This is a genomic window from Nitrosomonas sp. Nm132, from assembly GCF_900100485.1.
GTDB lineage: Bacteria > Pseudomonadota > Gammaproteobacteria > Burkholderiales > Nitrosomonadaceae > Nitrosomonas.
Genome location: NZ_FNDH01000002.1, coordinates 19,200 through 39,371 on the forward strand (window position 1 = coordinate 19,200; position 20,172 = coordinate 39,371).

21 protein-coding genes and 1 pseudogene are annotated in these 20,172 nt (G+C 43.3%); 12 read left to right on the plus strand and 10 right to left on the minus strand.

The window, feature by feature from the left end; translation table 11 throughout:
* The first annotated feature begins 7 nt into the window (after nucleotides 1-7).
* From BLP80_RS00980 to BLP80_RS00990, 3 genes are read left to right on the plus strand one after another with little or no spacing between them, the layout of a single operon-like run.
* Nucleotides 8-796, plus strand: coding sequence for a uroporphyrinogen-III synthase (locus BLP80_RS00980; protein WP_256324904.1), 789 nt, complete (start codon nucleotides 8-10; stop codon nucleotides 794-796).
* 13 nt (nucleotides 797-809) lie between these two features.
* Nucleotides 810-1,565: a uroporphyrinogen-III C-methyltransferase gene (locus BLP80_RS00985; RefSeq protein WP_090539259.1), complete on the plus strand. Its 756-nt coding sequence runs from the start codon at nucleotides 810-812 to the stop codon at nucleotides 1,563-1,565.
* Between the two features lie 19 nt (nucleotides 1,566-1,584).
* The gene (locus tag BLP80_RS00990; protein ID WP_090539262.1) at nucleotides 1,585-2,763 is read left to right on the plus strand and encodes a heme biosynthesis HemY N-terminal domain-containing protein; all 1,179 of its coding nucleotides are present in this window, start codon (nucleotides 1,585-1,587) and stop codon (nucleotides 2,761-2,763) included.
* A 2-nt stretch (nucleotides 2,764-2,765) separates the two neighbouring features.
* Here the strand turns inward: BLP80_RS00990 and BLP80_RS00995 are convergent, their stop codons facing one another.
* Nucleotides 2,766-3,812: a CDP-6-deoxy-delta-3,4-glucoseen reductase gene (locus BLP80_RS00995; protein WP_090539264.1), complete on the minus strand. Its 1,047-nt coding sequence runs from the start codon at nucleotides 3,810-3,812 to the stop codon at nucleotides 2,766-2,768.
* 43 nt (nucleotides 3,813-3,855) lie between these two features.
* Between BLP80_RS00995 and BLP80_RS01000 the strand changes: the two genes are divergently transcribed.
* Nucleotides 3,856-4,773, plus strand: a complete 918-nt coding sequence (locus BLP80_RS01000) for an SDR family oxidoreductase (protein WP_090539266.1) — start codon at nucleotides 3,856-3,858, stop codon at nucleotides 4,771-4,773.
* A 6-nt stretch (nucleotides 4,774-4,779) separates the two neighbouring features.
* Here the strand turns inward: BLP80_RS01000 and BLP80_RS01005 are convergent, their stop codons facing one another.
* Nucleotides 4,780-5,175, minus strand: coding sequence for a hypothetical protein (locus BLP80_RS01005; RefSeq protein ID WP_090539267.1), 396 nt, complete (start codon nucleotides 5,173-5,175; stop codon nucleotides 4,780-4,782).
* 203 nt (nucleotides 5,176-5,378) lie between these two features.
* Nucleotides 5,379-5,480: pseudogene (locus tag BLP80_RS01010) on the minus strand (transposase); the annotation flags it as partial.
* A 394-nt stretch (nucleotides 5,481-5,874) separates the two neighbouring features.
* Between BLP80_RS01010 and BLP80_RS01015 the strand changes: the two are divergent.
* The 5 genes from BLP80_RS01015 (at nucleotide 5,875) to BLP80_RS01035 (ending at nucleotide 9,691) form a co-directional block, all read left to right on the plus strand.
* A complete protein-coding gene (locus BLP80_RS01015; RefSeq protein ID WP_090539269.1) occupies nucleotides 5,875-7,098 on the plus strand; it encodes a type II secretion system F family protein in 1,224 nt (407 codons plus the stop codon).
* A 33-nt stretch (nucleotides 7,099-7,131) separates the two neighbouring features.
* Nucleotides 7,132-7,992 (plus strand): prepilin peptidase, encoded by an 861-nt coding sequence (locus tag BLP80_RS01020; protein WP_176754222.1) that lies wholly within the window; start codon nucleotides 7,132-7,134, stop codon nucleotides 7,990-7,992.
* Between the two features lie 3 nt (nucleotides 7,993-7,995).
* Nucleotides 7,996-8,616, plus strand: a complete 621-nt coding sequence (gene coaE / locus BLP80_RS01025) for a dephospho-CoA kinase (RefSeq protein ID WP_090539271.1) — start codon at nucleotides 7,996-7,998, stop codon at nucleotides 8,614-8,616.
* A 106-nt stretch (nucleotides 8,617-8,722) separates the two neighbouring features.
* Nucleotides 8,723-9,478: a cell division protein ZapD gene (gene zapD, locus BLP80_RS01030; RefSeq protein ID WP_090539272.1), complete on the plus strand. Its 756-nt coding sequence runs from the start codon at nucleotides 8,723-8,725 to the stop codon at nucleotides 9,476-9,478.
* A gap of 12 nt (nucleotides 9,479-9,490) precedes the next feature.
* A complete protein-coding gene (locus tag BLP80_RS01035) occupies nucleotides 9,491-9,691 on the plus strand; it encodes a DNA gyrase inhibitor YacG (RefSeq protein WP_090539274.1) in 201 nt (66 codons plus the stop codon).
* A gap of 40 nt (nucleotides 9,692-9,731) precedes the next feature.
* Here BLP80_RS01035 and BLP80_RS01040 read toward each other — a convergent pair whose 3' ends face one another.
* The 3 genes from BLP80_RS01040 to argJ are packed head-to-tail and all read right to left on the minus strand — an operon-like array spanning nucleotide 9,732 to nucleotide 12,829.
* The gene (locus BLP80_RS01040; RefSeq protein WP_090539276.1) at nucleotides 9,732-10,682 is read right to left on the minus strand and encodes a Nudix family hydrolase; all 951 of its coding nucleotides are present in this window, start codon (nucleotides 10,680-10,682) and stop codon (nucleotides 9,732-9,734) included.
* A 26-nt stretch (nucleotides 10,683-10,708) separates the two neighbouring features.
* Nucleotides 10,709-11,593, minus strand: a complete 885-nt coding sequence (locus BLP80_RS01045) for an ATP-binding protein (RefSeq protein ID WP_090539278.1) — start codon at nucleotides 11,591-11,593, stop codon at nucleotides 10,709-10,711.
* 6 nt (nucleotides 11,594-11,599) lie between these two features.
* Nucleotides 11,600-12,829: a bifunctional glutamate N-acetyltransferase/amino-acid acetyltransferase ArgJ gene (gene argJ, locus BLP80_RS01050; protein ID WP_090539280.1), complete on the minus strand. Its 1,230-nt coding sequence runs from the start codon at nucleotides 12,827-12,829 to the stop codon at nucleotides 11,600-11,602.
* Nucleotides 12,830-12,968: 139 nt separating this feature from the next.
* Here argJ and BLP80_RS01055 point away from each other — a divergent pair, with 139 nt between their 5' ends.
* Nucleotides 12,969-13,196 (plus strand): sulfurtransferase TusA family protein, encoded by a 228-nt coding sequence (locus BLP80_RS01055; RefSeq protein WP_090539282.1) that lies wholly within the window; start codon nucleotides 12,969-12,971, stop codon nucleotides 13,194-13,196.
* 422 nt (nucleotides 13,197-13,618) lie between these two features.
* On the opposite strand, the gene pmbA is transcribed toward BLP80_RS01055, so the two are convergent.
* Nucleotides 13,619-14,977, minus strand: coding sequence for a metalloprotease PmbA (gene pmbA / locus BLP80_RS01060; RefSeq protein WP_090539284.1), 1,359 nt, complete (start codon nucleotides 14,975-14,977; stop codon nucleotides 13,619-13,621).
* 127 nt (nucleotides 14,978-15,104) lie between these two features.
* Between pmbA and yjgA the strand changes: the two genes are divergently transcribed.
* Nucleotides 15,105-15,629, plus strand: coding sequence for a ribosome biogenesis factor YjgA (gene yjgA / locus BLP80_RS01065; RefSeq protein WP_090539285.1), 525 nt, complete (start codon nucleotides 15,105-15,107; stop codon nucleotides 15,627-15,629).
* 218 nt (nucleotides 15,630-15,847) lie between these two features.
* Here yjgA and BLP80_RS01070 read toward each other — a convergent pair whose 3' ends face one another.
* Nucleotides 15,848-16,855, minus strand: coding sequence for a metal-dependent hydrolase (locus BLP80_RS01070; protein ID WP_090539287.1), 1,008 nt, complete (start codon nucleotides 16,853-16,855; stop codon nucleotides 15,848-15,850).
* A 1,021-nt stretch (nucleotides 16,856-17,876) separates the two neighbouring features.
* On the opposite strand from BLP80_RS01070, the gene BLP80_RS01075 reads away from it, so the two are divergent.
* Entirely contained in the window at nucleotides 17,877-18,332 is a 456-nt protein-coding gene (locus BLP80_RS01075) for a hypothetical protein (protein ID WP_090539288.1), read from the plus strand.
* 529 nt (nucleotides 18,333-18,861) lie between these two features.
* Here BLP80_RS01075 and BLP80_RS01080 read toward each other — a convergent pair.
* Together BLP80_RS01080 and epsC are read right to left on the minus strand one after the other, a co-directional pair.
* Nucleotides 18,862-19,278, minus strand: a complete 417-nt coding sequence (locus BLP80_RS01080; protein ID WP_090539290.1) for a GlcG/HbpS family heme-binding protein — start codon at nucleotides 19,276-19,278, stop codon at nucleotides 18,862-18,864.
* Nucleotides 19,279-19,300: 22 nt separating this feature from the next.
* Nucleotides 19,301-20,161 carry a serine O-acetyltransferase EpsC gene (epsC, locus tag BLP80_RS01085; protein WP_176754230.1) on the minus strand — a complete coding sequence of 287 codons (861 nt, stop codon included), beginning with the start codon at nucleotides 20,159-20,161 and terminating at the stop codon, nucleotides 19,301-19,303.
* Nucleotides 20,162-20,172 lie beyond the last annotated feature (11 nt).

Consider the following 20,172-nt stretch of genomic DNA (forward strand, 5'->3'; position numbering starts at 1 on the left):
GTGCAACTTGTCTGAAACGCTACCACTTTCAGGATTATATGTTTTAGTCACACGTCCGGCACATCAAGCCACCTATCTGGTTAACAAAATTAAGGAAATGGGTGGCAACCCGGTACTACTTCCCGTCCTGGAAATATCGGATACAAAGGATCCCCAGTCACTTCTAAAAGCTATTGACCGCCTCGCTGAGTTTGACCTGGCCATTTTTGTCAGCCCAAACGCTGTGGATAAAGCAATGCGCCTGATCCAGGCCAGCAGAACATTACCACCCAACCTGAAAATCGCCGTGGTAGGAGAAGGAAGCGCTAACAAGCTCAGACAGTATGGCGTAAACGACATCATTGTACCTACCCATCGCCATGACAGTGAAGCCTTGCTCGAGATGGCGGAATTACAGCAGGTACTGAATAAACACATTATTATTTTTCGTGGGAACAAGGGGCGAAGATTATTAGGTGATACATTGGTTCAACGAGGCGCTCGATTAGAATACATCGAATGCTATCGTCGTGATAAGCCCAAAACAGACACCTCCTTACTGTTAAATCACTGGTCAAATAATGCATTACACGCTGTCACAATAACAAGCAGTGAAGGGTTGCATAATTTATTTGACATGGCGGGTAAAGTTGGCCAACAATTACTAAAAGAAACGCCTTTGTTTACTGCTCATGAACGAATCGCTCATGTTGCAAAAGAACTTGGGCTTACAAACGTGCATGTTACCGCCGCTGGAGATGATGGATTAGTACAGGGATTGCTGGAACATTTCCTGTCAATTAGAAATCAAACATAACTTCTCGAAAATCATGAATAGAGAGATTAAAACGGCTCCACCAGAATCATCATACCGAATCACATCAATCCTATTTTTTATTATTTTTATAACAATTGCTATCTTGGCATGGCAATGGGTGGATAGGCGGGACCACATCATTGGTATTCAACGATCCATAGCTGAATACATGAGCAATGTTGATTTTTTTGGCAAGAAACCACGTCAGCTTATTGCTGAAGTACAAGTAGCTAAGGAAAAAAACCAAAAGCAGCTTAATAAGCTAAGTGTTGAGGTTATTGCATCTCAAGATCAACAAGAAATGATAGAAAAACTCTTGAATCTGATTGAAAAGATTGATGCACTCCCCTTTGCAATGGATACTCATTTGATTAAAGTTGATTTTTCGCTGGAACAGCTCATACCACCACAAAATAATCGCTGGTATAAATTCATAAATGATGCTTGGCAAGATCTTCAACAGTTTATCACTGTCCAAAAGATCGGCAATCCAGAAATTGAATTGTTATCTCCTTCTCAGCGCAAACTCTTACAAGAGAATATAAAACTACAGCTAGTACTGGCGCAAATTTCCCTTCTTTCCCATGATCAAACAAGCTTCCAGAAAAATCTAGAAACAGTGATCAATTGGATCAATCGCCATTATGACAAACAGGCAGGGTCTGTCATTGACTTACTCAGCCAATTAAATCAACTACATAGTTATACAATTGGCGGAGCAACGTCAAATGCTTCAAACATCTTGATACAGTACGCAATTATCAGCTAATACAATAAGGAGAGGGTGAATGAAATTGGTGCTCTGGGTGTTAACCCTGTTTGCTGCGGCGGTCGCTGTTGTAATCGCCGCCCAATATGACAATGGTTCTGTATTATTTGTAGTGCCGCCCTACAGAATTGAACTTACGATTAATATTTTCGCCGTTTTATTGATTGCTGCCTTCTTTATTTTCTATCTGCTACTCAGGCTTATTATAAAAGTATTGGGATTGAATAAACATTTAAACCAGAAGAAAATAAATGAAACAACGCTCGCTGCTCTAAAAGCTTTTTTTGAAGAACAATATGATAAAGCCGAAAAAGCTGCTGCTGCAGTATTAAAACTAAAAAGCCCCCCTCTCATTAGCGCGATTAGCGCTGCTATTGCGGCACGTGCAGCACATCAACAAGCAAATTACTTGCAGCGTGACAAATATCTAGATGCTTCAGAAGCGAAGGCCCCTCAGGAAAGAGCATTAAGGTTTGTAACTCAAGCAGAACTATTACTTGAAGAGGGACGCCATGAAGAAGCCTTAAGCGCCTTACAGTCCCTTTATTCAACGGGCGGACTACAAAGTACCGCCGTTCTTCAATTGGAATTAAAAGCACAACAGATGGCCCAAAACTGGGTTGCAGTCCTGGAGCTGACAGATATTCTTGAGAAGCGCCATCCCTTTGATAAGACACTGACTGAACAAATCAAGCATCGCGCTCATCTAGAAAATATCAAGAAAAATGGATCGAATCTAGAATTACTTAATAAATACTGGAGCAACTTACCTCCCACAGAAAAACTCGATAGTAGATTAGCTGCAACTGCAGCTCGCGCTTATATGGCATTGAATGAGGTATCAATCGCTCAAAAAATTATCGAACAAAGCATTGATACAAGACCAGATCCCGAGCTAATTTCACTTTATGGAAAATGCTTAGATGGCAGTGTAAGTTGGCAAATCCAGCGAGCGGAAGGTTGGCTAAGAAAGCATCCCAATAATGCTGAATTATTACTAACACTAGGGAAATTATGCACCTACTGTGAATTATGGGGTAAGGCGCAGAACTATCTGGAAGCGAGCTTATCGATCGAGCCAAGCCGTGCCGCTCATCTTGCCTTAGCGCAATTATTCGAAAAGCTAGATAAACATGAGCTAGCTGCGGATCATTATCAGCAAGGATTAGGATTCACATTAAAAAAATTGAACACTTAAATTTATATGACAGGAGGAGTATTGGTTGAAGGCGCAAATATATCAGAGAAGAAGCTATCTGCTGGCAGATTTCTTAGCTGTGTAAAATCTTGATAAGCCGCTCTAATCATGAGCGGTGAACCACATGCATATACTTGATGGTTTACCAAGCTCTCGAAATCCTCAAGGACAGCTTGATGAACCAATCCTGCTCTACCGATCCAGTTATCTGTAGGTAGTGCATTCGACAATACCGGAATGAAAGTAAAGTTTTTATGTTGTTGTTCCCACTCTTTTGCTAATTTCTCCAGATAAAGATCTGCCTTCGTACGTACTCCCCAGTAAAGCGTCATTTTTCTGTTATGCTCATGAATATTTTTAGTATAGAAAATATGCTCGAGCATGCTTTTTATAGGGGCAAAGCCAGTACCACTCGCAAGAAAAATGATCGGGATATCAACCGAGTTATTACGTAGCATAAAAGAGCCTAGTGGGCCTTCGAAACGAAGAATATCCCTCTCTCTCATATGCGAGAAAACATGTTCCGAAAATACGCCTCCAGGATAGTTACGAGCATGGATCTGCAAAAACTCGTCATCGTGCGGTGCGTTTGCCAACGAGAAACTTCGACGCTTTCCATCTTTCAATAGAATATCGATGTATTGACCAGGCAGAAATTGTAATCGCTCGTTTGTAGGTAATTTCAAGTAAATGATCATTACATCAGGCGCAACACGTTCTAATTTATGTACACGGCTTGGCATTATCCGGATTTTAATATCCTTGATAGCATCTACTTCACGGCATTCAATAATCAAATCAGACAACGGCTGAGCACAGCAAAATAGTGCCACGCCATGCTGCCTCTCGGCATCAGTGAGCGTCTCTTGATTATATCTGCCATAATCAACAATACCCTGTATGATTTTTCCCTTACATGCTCCACATGAGCCGTTACGACAACCATAAGGAAGTGAAAGCCCTTGCCGCAACGCAGCTCCAAGTATCGTTTCGTCAGGCTCTACAGTAAAAATATGATTACTCGGCTTAATAATGATTTGGTACGGCATTTTCTTGTGAGTAAACGAAAAACTATTGATAATATAAGTAATAATGAAAAAAACGCTTTTGATTGTAGGATGTGGTAAGGTCGCCTTCCGTGTGGCGCCATTACTACATAAACGCTACCGGCTACTAGGCTTATGTCGAAAACCGGAAAATATCTGCAAGTTACGTACCCACGCAATCACACCCATACTCGGTGATCTTGATCAGCCCGCCAGTCTTGATAAACTAGCGGGAATCGCACACGCAGTACTCCATTTAGCCCCACCACCCAATTATGGTTTAAAAGATCCACGTACGACCCATCTGTTAGCAGCTCTGACTCGAGGGACTTTAGCAAAAAGAAGAATACTACCACATCGGCTAATCTATATCAGTACCAGTGGGGTATATGGTGATTGCCAGGGTAGCTGGGTAAGTGAAAACCATCCACTCAACCCAACTAATGAACGTGCATGGCGACGCGTTAATGCGGAAAGTCAAATTAGAAATTGGGGGTTACGCAACGATGTGCAGGTTTCCATTCTCCGCGTGCCTGGAATTTATGCAGCTGATCGCCTGCCTCTTGCACGCCTAAAGCAACATACACCTGTACTTTCAGCAGATGAAGACAGTTATACCAATCATATCCATGCGGATGATCTTGCTCGCATCATTGCTGCCGCACTTCATCATGGAAAATCAGGCAGAGTCTACCACGCGAGTGATGATTCCCATTTAAAAATGGGTGACTATTTTGATCTTGTAGCTGATTACTTTGGTTTGCCACGCCCCCCAAGGATTCCTCGCTATCAGGCAAATAAATATATATCGCCTAACCTAATGTCATTTATGAATGAATCACGGCGCTTGACAAATAATCGCATTAAACAAGAGCTACGTATCAAACTACTTTATCCTACCGTCGCTATCGGTATCACTAAGACAATCCAACATGAATCTAACGAAGTGATGCTACTAAAGTAGAACGATTTAAGCGTTTGTTGTTTGGTAAACTACCAAATTTTGTCGAGGAGACTTTCCGGCTTGGCTGCTTATCCCGCAAAAATGCGCGTGTGTTTTTTTAGCGTACGCACAGACATTCATCACGTCGCTCGCAGGCACGTAATCCTGTGCAGCGGCGCGAAGCCGGATAGCAATATAACCCTTAGGCGCATGACCGCAATCATTACGGTATAAGCATTTACTTGCCGGGCAGGTGCAATGGTTGTGATCGTCAGCTAATTGAAAATTCGCAGCGGTAAAACACGAGGCTTTCTTTTCCTGTTCAGCTTTATTCCATAATGGATCATGCTTACTTTTGTAGGCAGCCTGACCAGTATAACGTTCATCATATTGACGGTAGCCGTTGTCGGGAAATGTACGCATCTATGTGTGCTAAACCTTTTACGTTGACTTCAGAGTGATAGCCTGCATCGGTTGCAATCGCAGTGACAGCGTTGCACAAAGATTCTGCAGCATTCACCCTCAGCCATTAAGAACGCCTGTTCAGAACCTGGGCCATGGGCTTGCGCATCCAAGATGATTGGATGCCTCATCCACCGTACCCACACTAGTGCAGCCTTGGATTATGCCTTCGGCAAGTCTCGCCACGGGCAACCAGCCCGCATTCGATACAACATGCCTTCTACTGTCATGCGCAAATTGCGCTTGTTATAACCCGAATATTTCATAAATTGGCACGTGCCCTCACTTGCCTTTTGATTAACAAGAAAGATTTTGCTCAGTCGGGTGTATGAGTCACCACACCACTCTTTCTCAAAACTTCCCTATTAATCAAAATTTTGCGTGATCATCACGCGAATTTATGAAATATTCGGGCTAGAGGAAAGAGGAAAACAAATTTTCTACAACCTCAATGAACACTTACAGTGATGTAATTCGCTCTACGAATAGAATTTAATCAGAATCATTCAAATTTAAATCTAAGCAAATCTATAACGATTGTCGTTATAACCCAATATCGAATCAATCCATTTCTGGCGCTATCTTAATGAAATCAGTAAGCGCATCAGCTCTTAAAATATTGTGGAAATATTAATAAAATTGGGTTAACAAGGAGTTGTTATGTCAACTGTGGCGGCACGTCCAGATAAGAAAATCAAGGAAATTAGTTTCTCATGGGAAGGCAAAGACCGATTTGGCAAAGTAGTTAAAGGGGAAATGCGAGCAGCAGGTGCCGTCGTCGTCACATCTGCACTGCGCCGTCAAGGCATCCGCGCCACTAAAGTTACCAAAACCAAATCGAATGGCACAATCAGTGACAAAGACATTACCTTATTTACGCGTCAACTCGCCACCATGATGAAATCTGGCGTTCCCCTGTTACAAGCTTTTGATATCGTAGGTAAGGGACACAGTAACCGTGCGGTTGGCAAACTGTTGATGGATATAAAAATGGATGTTGAAACCGGGAATAGTCTAGCAAATGCATTTCGAAAATACCCGCTCTACTTTGATTCCCTGTTTTGTAACCTTGTTGCAGCAGGTGAAGCAGCCGGTATTCTTGACAACTTGCTGGATCGCTTAGCGACTTATAAGGAAAAAATTCAAGCGATCAAGAGAAAAATCAAATCTGCATTGTTTTATCCCATATCAATTATTGTTGTTGCTTTTATCATTACAGCAGTTATCATGATTTTCGTCATTCCTGCATTCAAAGAATTATTTCATAGTTTTGGAGCTGATCTCCCAGCTCCAACGCTGATGGTCATGGCTATCTCGGATTTCTTTGTCGATTACTGGTGGGCAATTTTTGGTGGGATAGGGCTTAGCCTTTATGCTTTCTTTTATGCATGGAAGCGCTCAAATACTATGCAACGGATCATGGACCAACTTGTCTTGAAATTACCTATTTTTGGGGATGTTATCAGGAAAGCCACCATTGCACGCTGGTCTCGCACACTTTCTACCATGTTTGCTGCAGGTGTCCCATTGGTTGAAGCATTGGACTCAGTCGCTGGCGCTGCAGGAAACCATGTTTATTTTGATGCTACTAAAAATATTCAGGTAGAAGTTAGTACGGGAAGTAGTCTGGTAAATGCGATGACAAAAACAAACGTGTTTTCCAATATGGTTCTACAAATGGTAGCGATAGGAGAAGAATCTGGCTCACTGGATTCCATGTTAAGCAAGATCGCTGATTTCTTTGAAGCCGAAGTAGATAATGCAGTGGAAGCCCTCTCAAGTTTGATGGAACCGATTATCATGGTAGTTCTTGGCACACTCATCGGAGGGATGGTTATCGCAATGTACTTACCTATTTTCAAAATGGGCCAGGTTGTTGGCTAGTTCCTGGCATAGAACTCATCTCTTAAACAATATATGACACTGATCGATTCTCTTCAGAATACACCCGCTCTTTTCATTACTTTCAGCGCCATCATTGGAATAATGGTAGGAAGCTTCTTAAATGTAGTCATTCATCGACTACCCAAAATGATGGAACGGGCATGGCATCAGCAATGCGCTGAATTACACGGAGGAACCACTCATAATTTACCAGCATTCAATCTTGTGACCCCTCGCTCCATTTGTCCTCAGTGTGGACATAGAATTTCCGTGCTCGAAAATATTCCTGTTATCAGTTATCTATTCCTTCGAGGATACTGTTCTCAATGTCATACGCGTATTTCCCTTCGCTATCCCATCGTTGAAGTACTGACGGGTACGATGAGCGGCTTCACCGCATGGCATTTCGGATTCGGCCTGCCTGCTATCGCTGCCTTGATCTTTATTTGGGCAATGATTGCGCTTACCTTCATTGATCTCGACATGCAATTATTACCGGATGCTATTACATTACCTTTACTCTGGATTGGGCTTTTATTTAATTTGGGTAACGGTTTTATTGATATTCGATCAGCTATCATCGGTTCAGTTGCCGGCTACCTTATTCTGTGGACAGTTTATTGGTGCTTCAAATTCATTACCGGGAAAGAAGGTATGGGCTACGGTGATTTCAAGCTACTTGCTGCAATTGGCGCGTGGCTAGGCTGGCAGATGCTGCCATTAGTTATTCTGTTTTCCTCGTTTGTGGGAGGAATAATAGGTATCTTCTTGATAATTCTTAAAAAGCACCAGAGAACCACCACGATCCCGTTTGGCCCCTATCTTGCCGGAGGAGGCCTAATCGCCTTATTCTGGGGAAATAAGATTAACCACGCGTATCTTGGCTTATTTTAGTGCATGCCTTTGATCATCGGATTAACTGGAGGCATTGGTTGTGGTAAATCCAGCGCTACAAAATTCTTCGCAACGTATGGTATTGACATTATCGATACGGATGAAATCGCACACGAATTAACTCTGTCAAGAGGTAAAGCAATGGATGCCATTAAAAAAACATTTGGCATGGATTTTATTGCAAAAGATGACTCTCTGGATAGAAATAAAATGCGTGAGCTGGTGTTCTCAAATCCGATCTTCAGAAATAAACTTGAGGCCATCCTACATCCGCTTATCTACCATGAAGTGATACGTCGCGTTAGCTTAGCGACTTCTGCTTATATCATCGTTGTTGTACCACTGCTGCTGGAAACAAACGTATTCCAAAAGCTAATCCATCGAATTTTGGTCATCGATTGTACTGAACAATTACAGATTTCACGTACGATTGCACGCAGTAAATTGGACGAACAGAAAGTGCGCGCTATCATGGCAACACAAATTTCGCGGAAAGAACGTCTAGAGCAAGCTGATGACATCATTGTCAATGACCGAGACCTTGATTATTTGTATAAACAGGTCGAAACGCTACATCTAAAATATCTTGCTTTATCAATAGATAAATTAAACAAACCTGTTTAACCAAAGCCGATACAATTGGCTAAAAGAATCAAACTTTCATACAGAAATGATGTTTCATGGGGTATGATTCTGATATGTTATTAATACTCCATGTTTCATAATTACCGTGATTTGCTACGAACACCCCCTCAATGAACGTATTCGCACATTGCTGCGACTTGAAGTTTTGTTTAACAAAGTTGATTTCTTTTCAGCGCGCGACACGTCGACCGAACATCACGCTGCGCTTGTTGCGTTATTTGAGATTCTTGATGTGACCAGTCGCGCCGATCTTAAATCGGATTTACTGCAAGAACTGGAACGACAAAGAAGTTTGCTGGAAGGTTTACGCAAGAATCCGGAAATTTCTGAAGAAGCATTAAACCATGTGCTCAATGACATTAAAGTCACATTCCGAGATTTACTCAATATTCCTGGTCGAATAGGCGGACATCTACGTGACAATGAATGGTTGATGGGCATTAAACAGCGCATGAGTATCCTAGGCGGAGCATGTGAGTTTGATTTACCATCCTATCACTATTGGTTAAGTGTAGCGCCTGAAATGCGCCATCATGATTTTAATGAGTGGATCACGCCGCTATTACCTATTCGCAGCGGTTTTAATACAATATTAAAACTGCTAAGAAATAGTGGAAGAACCTTTCACTATACTGCTTACCAAGGTTTATTTCAGCAAACTGATTCGGGTCTCTTAGCACAAATGCTGCGCCTGAAAATCGATAAAGAATTTCCATGCGTACCTGAAATCAGTGCCAATAAATATGCACTCAATATACGTTTTATTCCGTTTGGATCCGATCAGAAAATTAATGTCTACGAAGAAGACATTGACTTTGAATTAACTTACTGTAATTTGTAATCCCATGAAGCAATGAAACCAACCTTCGTTAATTGTCCTCAATGTGGCAAGGCAGCAGCTTGGAATACAACAAACCGCTATCGCCCATTCTGCTCTGAGCGCTGCAAAATGCATGATCTAGGGCAATGGGCGACAGAATCTTATCGTATATCGGAGACGGAGCAGGAAGAAGAGCCCGTGATTATTGACAAGAAACCAGGTAGCCTTAGTTGATGTTACATTTCTGTAGCGGAATAAGATCAAACCATAACATTCATTCGCCTACCCAAATATCCCGCATCATGGCGATACCATGCCCCCCTTGTTCCAGGGCAATAGCTAAATCAGCATGAACTAAACCACCTAACGCATAGACTGGCAAAGAGTAATCGCGTACCAGGGAGGAAAACTTTCGCCAGCCTAATACAGGTAATCCTGGATGGCTTAACGTCGGCAATAGAGGACCTAGTACTACAAAATCCATTCCGATGCTCTCTGCCTGATAAAGCTCCTCGGCATTATGACAAGAAGCACCGCACCAATTTACATCGGGTCGTTTAGTCAGCGACATGAGCTGCGCAGAAGTTAAATGAACGCCATCTGCGCCCAATTCCCGAGAAAGCGAAATATCGCTATTGATGACCACCCTAGCCTGGAATGTATGCGCACGTCTGATAATCTCGCTTGCTAGCCATCGAAACCTATCGTTAGTCATCGACTTCTCGCGAATCTGCAAAAGCTTCAAGCCCTGCTGAAAAGCATGCTCAAGCTTACATAGCATGGCCTCTTCACCTAGCTCTGATGCGTTAGTAATCGCATACACTGGTGGCAAAGCAAGTCCCCGTATCACCGGAAGGTTAGCTGGCAACAAAGGTATTACCGATACATTATCGACTGTTTGCCAGGACAACGCCTGATTCTCGCGCCCGAATGGTTGACCATACCATTCAACCACACGGTAGAAATGCAGACGAACAGTCGCATGCGTATAAGTAAATACCCGTGTGATCCAGGGGTAAACTTGCTCGACTTGGATACCGAGTTCTTCTTGTAATTCCCGGGTAATCGCTTGTAAAGCCGATTCGCCCGCTTCAATTTTCCCACCAGGAAATTCCCAATACCCCGCATAAGGTTTTCCTTCTGGTCTACTTGTAAGCAAAAAACGACCATCTGGTCGAATGATGACCGCAGCCACCACTTCAACAAATGGAATAGATTGAACCATAAGATTACTTGTCAACAAATTACGAGTTATTGCTGGAAGGGTTGCTGACAAAGCAGCTTTTGTTTTCCAGTCCAATCTCGAGCGAATTGCCAAGCTACTCGTCCACTTCGCGAGCCACGCGCAAGCGCCCATCGCAACGCTTCTTCCCGTATCAGAGCTGTCATTTTCCTGATACTGTAAAAAGCGAGCCAGTAACGGACAATTTCCAAGTATTGCTCTTGATCAAAAGGATAAAACGATAGCCACAAACCGAAACGTTCTGACAAGGAAATTTTCTCCTCAATAGACTCATTCGGATGGATCTCTCCGTCGACATGGCGCGCTTCAAGATTGTCCCGCATAAACTCAGGTATCAGATGGCGGCGATTGGAAGTGGCATAAACGAGCACATTATCGGAGGTCGTTGCAATAGAGCCATCCAAAACGACTTTCAGCGCCTTATAGCCTGGCTCATCGGTTTCAAATGATAAATCATCACAATATAAAATAAAGCGTTCTGGCCGCCGATCAACCCGCTCAACGATATCATGCAAATCAATAAGGTTGTGTTTTTCCACTTCGATCAAGCGCAAACCTTTGCTTGCGTATTTGTTTAACAATGCTTTTACCAAAGACGATTTTCCTGTACCGCGCGCTCCAGTCAGTAGAACATTATTGGCAGGATAACCCAATACGAATTGATGCGTATTTTGATCGATAAGCTGCTTTTGCTCATCAATGCCTTGCAGTGCATCAAGTACGATGTTATGTGGATGGGAAACAGATTGAATATAGCCTGCATTGGCGTCTTTGCGCCATCGGAATGCGATCGCGGAATTAAGATCAGCATCGGCTTGCCTGGCAGGAAGCACATTCTCGATACGAGTAAGCAGCTTATCTAAGCGATCATGGAACAAATCAAGCTCATTCATAATCAATCAACTACGATAATCTGCATTGATTTTCACATAGTCGTAAGAAAAATCACATGTCCATATCTTGGTTGTGGCTGCTCCACGATTCAATATCACTCGTACCGTGATTTCAGATTGCCTCATCACACGCTGACCATCCTGCTCACAGTAGCTTTTTGCTCTGCCGCCCTGCTCTGCAACCAACACTTCATTGAGATAAAGCTGAATATCGTTAACATCAAGACCGTCTATGCCGGCATAACCAATAGCAGCAAGGATTCTCCCCAGATTAGGATCAGATGCAAAGAAAGCCGTCTTAACTAATGGCGAATGAGCAATTGCATAAGCCACCTGAGAACATTCTTCCAGTGTTCTTCCTTTTTCTACCTGCACCGTGATAAATTTGGTTGCGCCTTCACCATCTCGTACAATCATCTGAGCCAGTTGTATAGCTACTCCCATGATTGCATTCTGCAGCAAGCTAAATTCTGGGTTTTCCCGATCGACAATCTGCGAGTGGTTTGCCTTGCCAGTTGCTATCAATAGCAAAGCATCGTTAGTAGAGGTATCACCATCTACGGTAATACGGTTGAAGGAATGATCGGCAACATGACGCACCATCTCCTGTAGTAGCGATTGGGAAATATTGGCATCGGTTGCGATATACCCGAGCATGGTGGCCATATTCGGGTGAATCATACCCGAACCCTTGGCAATGCCGGTTATCGTGATCGTGGCACCATTGATCTGAATCTGACTGGAAACCCCTTTAGGAACAATATCGGTCGTCATGATCGCTTGCGCGGCGGCAAACCAATTATCAGATTTACGGTTGCTCAATGCTCGCGGCAAGCCCTCAATGATTCTCTCAACCGGTAATCGCTCCATAATCACACCTGTGGAAAACGGCAATACTTGCTGCGGTTGACAGCCAAGTAACTTAGCCAGGGCTGCACAGGTTGCATGAGCATAGGTGATACCTTCTTCTCCGGTACCGGCGTTGGCATTACCGGTATTAATGATCAATGCACGGATTGAGCCGGCAACAGAGAGATGTTCCTTAGCTACTACGACTGGCGCAGCACAAAAGCGGTTCTTTGTAAAAACACCCGCCACTTCCACATTTCCATCAAGCACCATAACCAAAAGATCTTTACGATCAGGCCGTTTGATCCCTGCTTCAGCTATACCTAGTGATACACCCTGAATCGGTAACAATTGTTGAGGTAGCAAGGAAGGAATATTAACTGGCATACAATAAAATGATTAAAAAAACGTATTATCGTAACGTATCTTGAACTGGAAGTTACAACAATCTGAAATCGGCCTATTTGGCACCTCATGCTATGCCCGGTAAAATTAAATAAAATTTTTCTTACACAAAAGGAGAAGTATGAATTTTGACAAGGAACTCGATGTTCGTGGACTCGTCTGTCCATTACCTATACTACGCACTAAAAAATCTCTGGCAGAGATGGCCCATGGACAAATACTGAAAATTGTCGCCACCGATCCTGCTTCTGTCATTGATTTTCAGGTCTTTGCCGAACAAACGGGCAATCAGCTATTATCGTTAGCTGAAACGACTGGCGAATTTTTATTTTACTTAAAAAAGAAATGAGGCTTTTCATCAGACAAATGAAATGATCTCTGAAAAAATAATGATCAGCAATGCTAATAGCTGAAGAAAATGAGCAACATAACATCGCGCCAGTAAAATACTGCGGAACCCAATGGAAGCATCAAAAAAGAAGCTTGCAAATTCATGCGACAAGTATGCCAAACTAAAACAGAACACTTAATGAGCAGAGGACCCGCAAATAACTGCCGTTCCAGCTCCTGCATGGCAATTGAGTCCACCTGAAAAAGTAACGAGCAATTACTTCGATAAATCACGCAAATTATCCAAAAATTATTTGACTTAAAAGACGGTATCTACAGTCTCAGAAAACCTGCCCACTCTCCGTTCAAATTGACGCCAGAATTTCATTAGCATTGATCAATATTTGCTCACAAGCCTCAAGTCCCCTTCCGCAGCTCCATTTAATGCCCAGCAACCGTCATACGCTCTATCAGCAGCGACCCGCACTGCTTAGAGCCACGCACAATCCTATCACTACCCACCCCCACTATTCCACGTAGCATTTCCTTTAAATTGCCAGCGATAGTAATTTCCTCGACTGGATAACATAACTCGCCATTTTCCACCCAGAAACCGGTAGCACCTCGTGAATAATCTCCCGTTACTCCATTCACACCATGGCCGAGTAATTCCGTTACGAGCAAACCTTTGTCCATTTTCTTGAGCAAATCGAGAAACGGTAGCGGTGTGGCGTTTTCCAGAACCAGATTATGATTGCCTCCCGCATTGCCGGTCGTACGCAAACCAAGCTTGCGCGCAGAATAGCTACCGAGAAAATACCCTTGTACGATCCCGTTCTCAACGACACTTCGCTCATGAGTGGCGACCCCTTCATCATCAAATGCACAGCTTGCCAACCCCTTTCTGATATGGGGCAATTCACGTATTTGAATATCTGGAGAGAATACCTGTTTTCCCATGCTGTCCAGCAAGAATGATGACTTACGATAAAGACTCGCACCGCTTACAGCTTGAGTAAAATGCCCAATCAGGCTGGAAGCAATCGGGGCTTCAAATAACACTGGCACTTCACATGTGGCAATCTTTTTTGCGCCCAGGCGGGCGATACTACGCATCCCTGCTTTTTTACCCACATCATTGATAGATTCCAGGTCAGTTGCGTCACGTGCCACGCTATACCAATAATCACGCTGCATATTATCATGTTCTGTTGCAATGACCGCACAGCTAATACTGTGTCGCGAAAGAGGATATCCCCCTGCAAATCCATGACTATTCGCGTATACGAACCGGGAAGTATTGATTGAAATAGTCGCTCCTTCCGAGTTAGTAATGCGCTTGTCAGATGCAAGCGCCGCTGCTTCACAACCCTGTGCAAGTTCAATTGCCTGTTCAACTGACAATTCCCATGGATGATACAAGCCAAGATCAGGAAATGAGGTTGCTAACAACTCCGCATCAGCCAGTCCCGCACAATCATCTGCAGCTGTGTGCCGGGCAATGGAAAGTGCAGCTGCAACTGTATCGCCGATGGCTTGTGGAGAAAAATCTGAGGTACTTGCATGACCGCGTTTCTGGCCAATATACACTGTCACAGACAAGCCTTTGTCGCGGGCGTGCTCAATGGTTTCCACCGCACCTTGCCGGACTGTGACATTTAATCCACAGCCATCAGATACATTGGCTTCACATGCACTTGCCCCCCCTTTCCTGGCATGACCCAGAATATCGCGCGCAATCTGCTGAAGTACTTCAAAGGGATAAGAAAAATGTTGAGATGACGAAATATCGTTATTCATATAATTGGTTTTATGAAAATCAACTTACGATGAAGTCAATATGATCATTTTAAGGGAAATTTAATCAGCTTAGCTCTCAAAGAGCGTTATGATAGCAGCTTATCGTTATCGCATTACATAGCTAGCTATGCAAAATGACCTAAAAAATGATTCCGGGCAGGAATCACCACCCAGCAAGACACGCCGCAAACACGCCATGCATGCATTGCAGGATATCGGGGAACAATTGGTTGCGCTTGATCCCAAACAGATAGCTGAGTTTGATTTACCAGAAACACTCATGGACGCTATCCTTGAGGCCCAACGTATAACTAAGCATGAAGCACGTCGTCGCCAATTACAATACATTGGCAAGCTGATGCGGGAAATCGATGCAACCCCTATTCAGGAGAAAATCAATACCTGGCAAGGCACGAACCTACACCATACAGCATGGTTGCATCAACTGGAGCGCTGGCGCGAGCGTCTCCTAACGGATGAAACAGCTTTTACTGAATTTGGACAGCAATACCCCCACGCTGATTTGCAACGCTTACGAACACTGGTACGCAATACCAACAAAGAAAAGCTCGCAGGAAAACCCCCTAAGAGTTTCCGGGCTTTATTCCATGAATTACGCGTAATCGTTCCTGAACAAGCAGCTTCAAACTAATGTCAGGCGCCAAACCCGAATATTTCATAAATTGGCACGTGCCCTCACTTGCCTTTTGATCAATAAGAAAGATTTTGCTCAGTCGGGTGTATGAGTCACTACACCCCTCTTTCTCAAAACTTCCCTATTAATCAAAATCCTGCGTGATCATCACGCGAATTTATGAAATATTCTGGCTAACTGGGAATAACCGCAAATTAGGCGGGATAGGGATATTATTAATCGATAGATTGACCCATTAAGTAAGCTAGAAATTTTTGACGTGTTTCTTTGGAAGCATCTCTAAATAATCGATATAACGCATGTTGACTGGGGTCTTGCAGATTCATCTCTATCCCCCATAACGGCGCGATAGTCGTAGGCAAATTCGAGTAACGCACGTCAATCAATAGATCAGGGTGTTCAGGCTGAATAGCGACAAAACCACCAGAGAAAATAGTGAAACGAGAAATATCCTTCGCTAATACTGAATCCTTGGGGAATTGATCAAGGTGCTGATCGGCCATGAATTTTTTGATGGATTCCCCCGGATAGATACGGGGTTCTGAAAACAGGCCAACACGAATCGCATCTACATAGAATTTTCCCTCTGTTTCATAAACCGAACGCCACAACACCAAATTGGCCAACGTGGGTTTTACCAGCAATTGTTCAGTGACATGCCCCCTGGAATCGGCTAAAGCCGCGGCTGTTGCTTCTGCGCGCTGTAACTGCACCCAACCAAACACAAGATAAATTCCCGCGATAGTCAGGCCAGCCCTCGCAGCAAATACAGCATTCTTCTTGTAGGCATAGACGACTGTTATCAACAGTATCAAGGTAAAAATGGGATCAATGACAGAAATGATATTGAACGCAACACGGGCTTCGCTAACTGGCCAGAATAAATGAGTGCCATAGCTGGTCAATGCATCCAGCGCGCCACTTAAGCAATAGCCCAAGAAACAAAACAGGTATAGACGTGTAAAAGACAGCCGCCTCCGAAGAAATAGCCAGAGAATAAGTGCTGCAATGAATCCACCAAACGGAACAAAGAAGATGGAGTGCGTGAAATGGCGATGAAATTCAACTGTTAATAAGGGATCATTGGATGATTGAATCAGAATATCCGCATCCGCAAGTAACCCCGCAAAGAATCCAACTCCTGTCGCTATACGTATTTCATTTCTCTGAGTACCTGCCTGTGCCAGACTAGCTCCCAACAATCCTTGAGTAAGTAAGTCCATGTTTAACAACCAATTATAAAGAAAGATGGATGACTAGTTTATCTCGTTTGATTAATAGATGGCTTCTTTATGAGCCATAACTAAAATCCGTTGAGCTAAATATGGAATCTCGATACCACACCTGAGATTCCGTCAGAATTTTTTAGAATTACACCATTTAAACCCGAATATTTCATAAATTCGCGTGATGATCACGCAGGATTTTGATTAATAGGGAAGTTTTGAGAAAGAGGGGTGTAGTGATTCATACACCCGACTGAGCAAAATCTTTCTTATTAATCAAAAGACAAGTGAGGGCACGTGCCAATTTATGAAATATTCGGGTTAAACGCACTCACCTCGAATCCCAACGACAAATACTCGAATTGCATAAGCTGCTGGTTTATAATCTCTGGGTAATCAATATCAATCTAGCTAAATTATGTTTGCACTCAGCTTTCTAAGAAATCAATGAGCTTTGATATATTTAGCTCAAGCAGAAGAAAAAACATAAAAAAAGCCAGCACACTCTTTACGAAGAAGATGACGCTCCAATCTACTGGGACTCCTCTCTTCGTGGAAAATAGTTTACATGATCGATTATACAAAATATATCAGCTCAGCAATTAACCCGAATATTTCATAAATTCGCGTGATGATCACGCAGGATTTTGATTGATAGGGAAGTTTTGAGAAGGAGTGATGTAGTGATTCATACACCCGACTGAGCAAAATCTTTCTTATTAATCAAAAGACAAGTGAGGGCACGTGCCAATTTATGAAATATCCGGGTTAAATCCTACGCGACCCAATCAAGCATAAACCGCCATGCTTATTATAAAATAGGAAATAAAATAACAGTTAAACAATGATTTATGACAACAATAAATCAAGCCGTTTAATCGCTGGTAATCATGTAACGCCACCCAACGCAACCATTGGATCATGTAACAGGCTTTTCGAATTACTTTCTAAAGATTAAAGATGCGTCGTAACTATGCTATGCGTGATCAAATGATGCACACCCTCATTAGGAAACAAGATGATAGAGTTGAACAAACTTCATACCGATTTACATACTTTTAGCCTCGAAATAGTAGCGGAAAGTGTCCGTAATCTCGATTTACTGCAAGACGCCCAACCCACACAATCACAATTAAACAGACTTATAGCACAAATGACAGCAGATGCGGCCTTTGCTAGTAAATCAATAGTCGCCATTCAGAATCTAAATATTCCGATTGATATAGATGGCTCCATTTCTGAGAGGCTACAAAAAGCGCAAAACAATACTAATAAATTATGTGACAGGCTAGGTTTCATGTGTAGAGCACGCGAAGGAGTTGGAAGACTCACAAGAAGTGGCATTGAATACACTTTTACTGAAGCCATCGCGACCGCAGATAACCTGCATGACATTCTCGGAATATTACGCACAGTCGTTAGTAAACCTATACAGTCCACTGAAGAGTTGATCTCCAAATTTTTTGTAGCTTGATAATTATCAAAAAAATCAAATCGTTTTCGCCCTATGCTACCGAATAAATATTTGGTAGCACTAAAGGTAAGCAAATGAGATCAACCGAAATCCAATGGTAATAGTCAAGCTGAGTGTATTAACCCGAATATTTCATAAATTCACGTGATCATCACGCAGAATTTTGATTAATAGGGAAGTTTTGAGAAGGAGGGGTGTAGTGACTCATACACCCGACTGAGCAAAATCTTTCTTATTAATCAAAAAAACAAGTGAGGACACGTGCCAATTTATGAAATATTCGGGTTAATCGTCCAGGTGCGTGAAGCTACTGCTAAGCAAGAATTACTCGTGAGGATGGGAATATCGGAAGTTGCGGTGATCTGCAGTACGATTACAGCAAAAGCTGTCACAAGAACACTCGGCCCCTCCCAGATACCACTACTTAGATTATATCGCCGTTGATAGTTGCAGGCCCTGATATTAGCGCCTTTGACTGGTTGGCACCTCTACAATCACGGCGCTCTTCCCTTCCATTAAAAATTACGGGCTAAAGAGAATCTGGATTAAGTGCATTGACCCCCGCTTGCGCAATTTGTGCATCTTGATAAGACCTTACGCCACTCACACCGATCGCGCCCACAAATTGATTTCCCAATACAATAGGCAACCCACCTTCAATGGGGATTGCTCCAGGCAAACTTAAGTAACGTACATGCCCTTGACTAACTTGTTCCTCCAATATTTTAGTCGGTCGCCGAAAGGCAATGGCTGATCTGGCTTTTTGTATGGCAACCTCAACACTGCCATATTGCGTGTTATCCAGCCGCATAAAGTAAAGTAAATGCCCCCCTTCATCTACAATAACAATCACTACCGACCAATTATTGCGCTTCGCCTCTGCTTCTGCAGCAGCAGCGATCTCTTTGGCATCATCAAGTGTCAGAAAAAGTTTGCTGTTTACCATGGCTGTTCCTCAAATATAGTCCTTAAATCCCCGCTCCACCTTCAAATGTTTCATGACGCGTCTGCGCTTGAGTAATATGGCTGCCAGGTGGCACGCCACGTGTCAACCAAACGTTCCCGCCAATCGTTGAACCACATCCGATCGTGATACGCCCCAAAATAGTCGCACCTGCATAAATCACGACATCGTCCTCCACAATAGGATGACGCGGAATACCTTTCACTAAAGTCCCGTGTTCATCTACCGGGAATCGTTTTGCACCTAAAGTCACTGCCTGATAGAGCCGTACATTGCGGCCTATGATAGCAGTCTCTCCGATGACCACGCCCGTACCATGATCGATAAAGAAACTGCCGCCAATCTGAGCGCCAGGGTGTATCTCTACCCCAGTCAGTGAATGAGCTATTTCTGAAATCATCCGCGCAATCAGAGGCACACCCAGTCGGTGCAACTCATGCGCCAGCCGATAGTAAATAATCGCTGTGATGCCTGGATAGCATACCAACACTTCATCAACACTGTGAGCAGCAGGGTCCCCCTCGTAAGCTGCAACAATGTCGCTTTCCAGCAATTTGCGAATCGCAGGCAAGCACTTGGCAAATGCTTGTGTGATATCTACTGCCCGTTCACGATCTTCATCGCTCAAGTTTTCCAAACCTGAGCTAAAATGTAATTCATGCTGTATCTGTACCAGCAGTGCGCGCAGGGTAGTATTCAGCGTATGTCCAACATAATGATCAACCCCCTCATCCGCCAGATCAGCTGAGCCCAGGCGATTAGGAAACATCGCAGCACTTAACCCCTCTGCAACACCAATCAGAATTTTGCGTGAAGGAAGCTTGGGGGGTCTTCTATGCCCCTGCCGATTTTCCAGCGCAGCCATCCGCAGGGCAT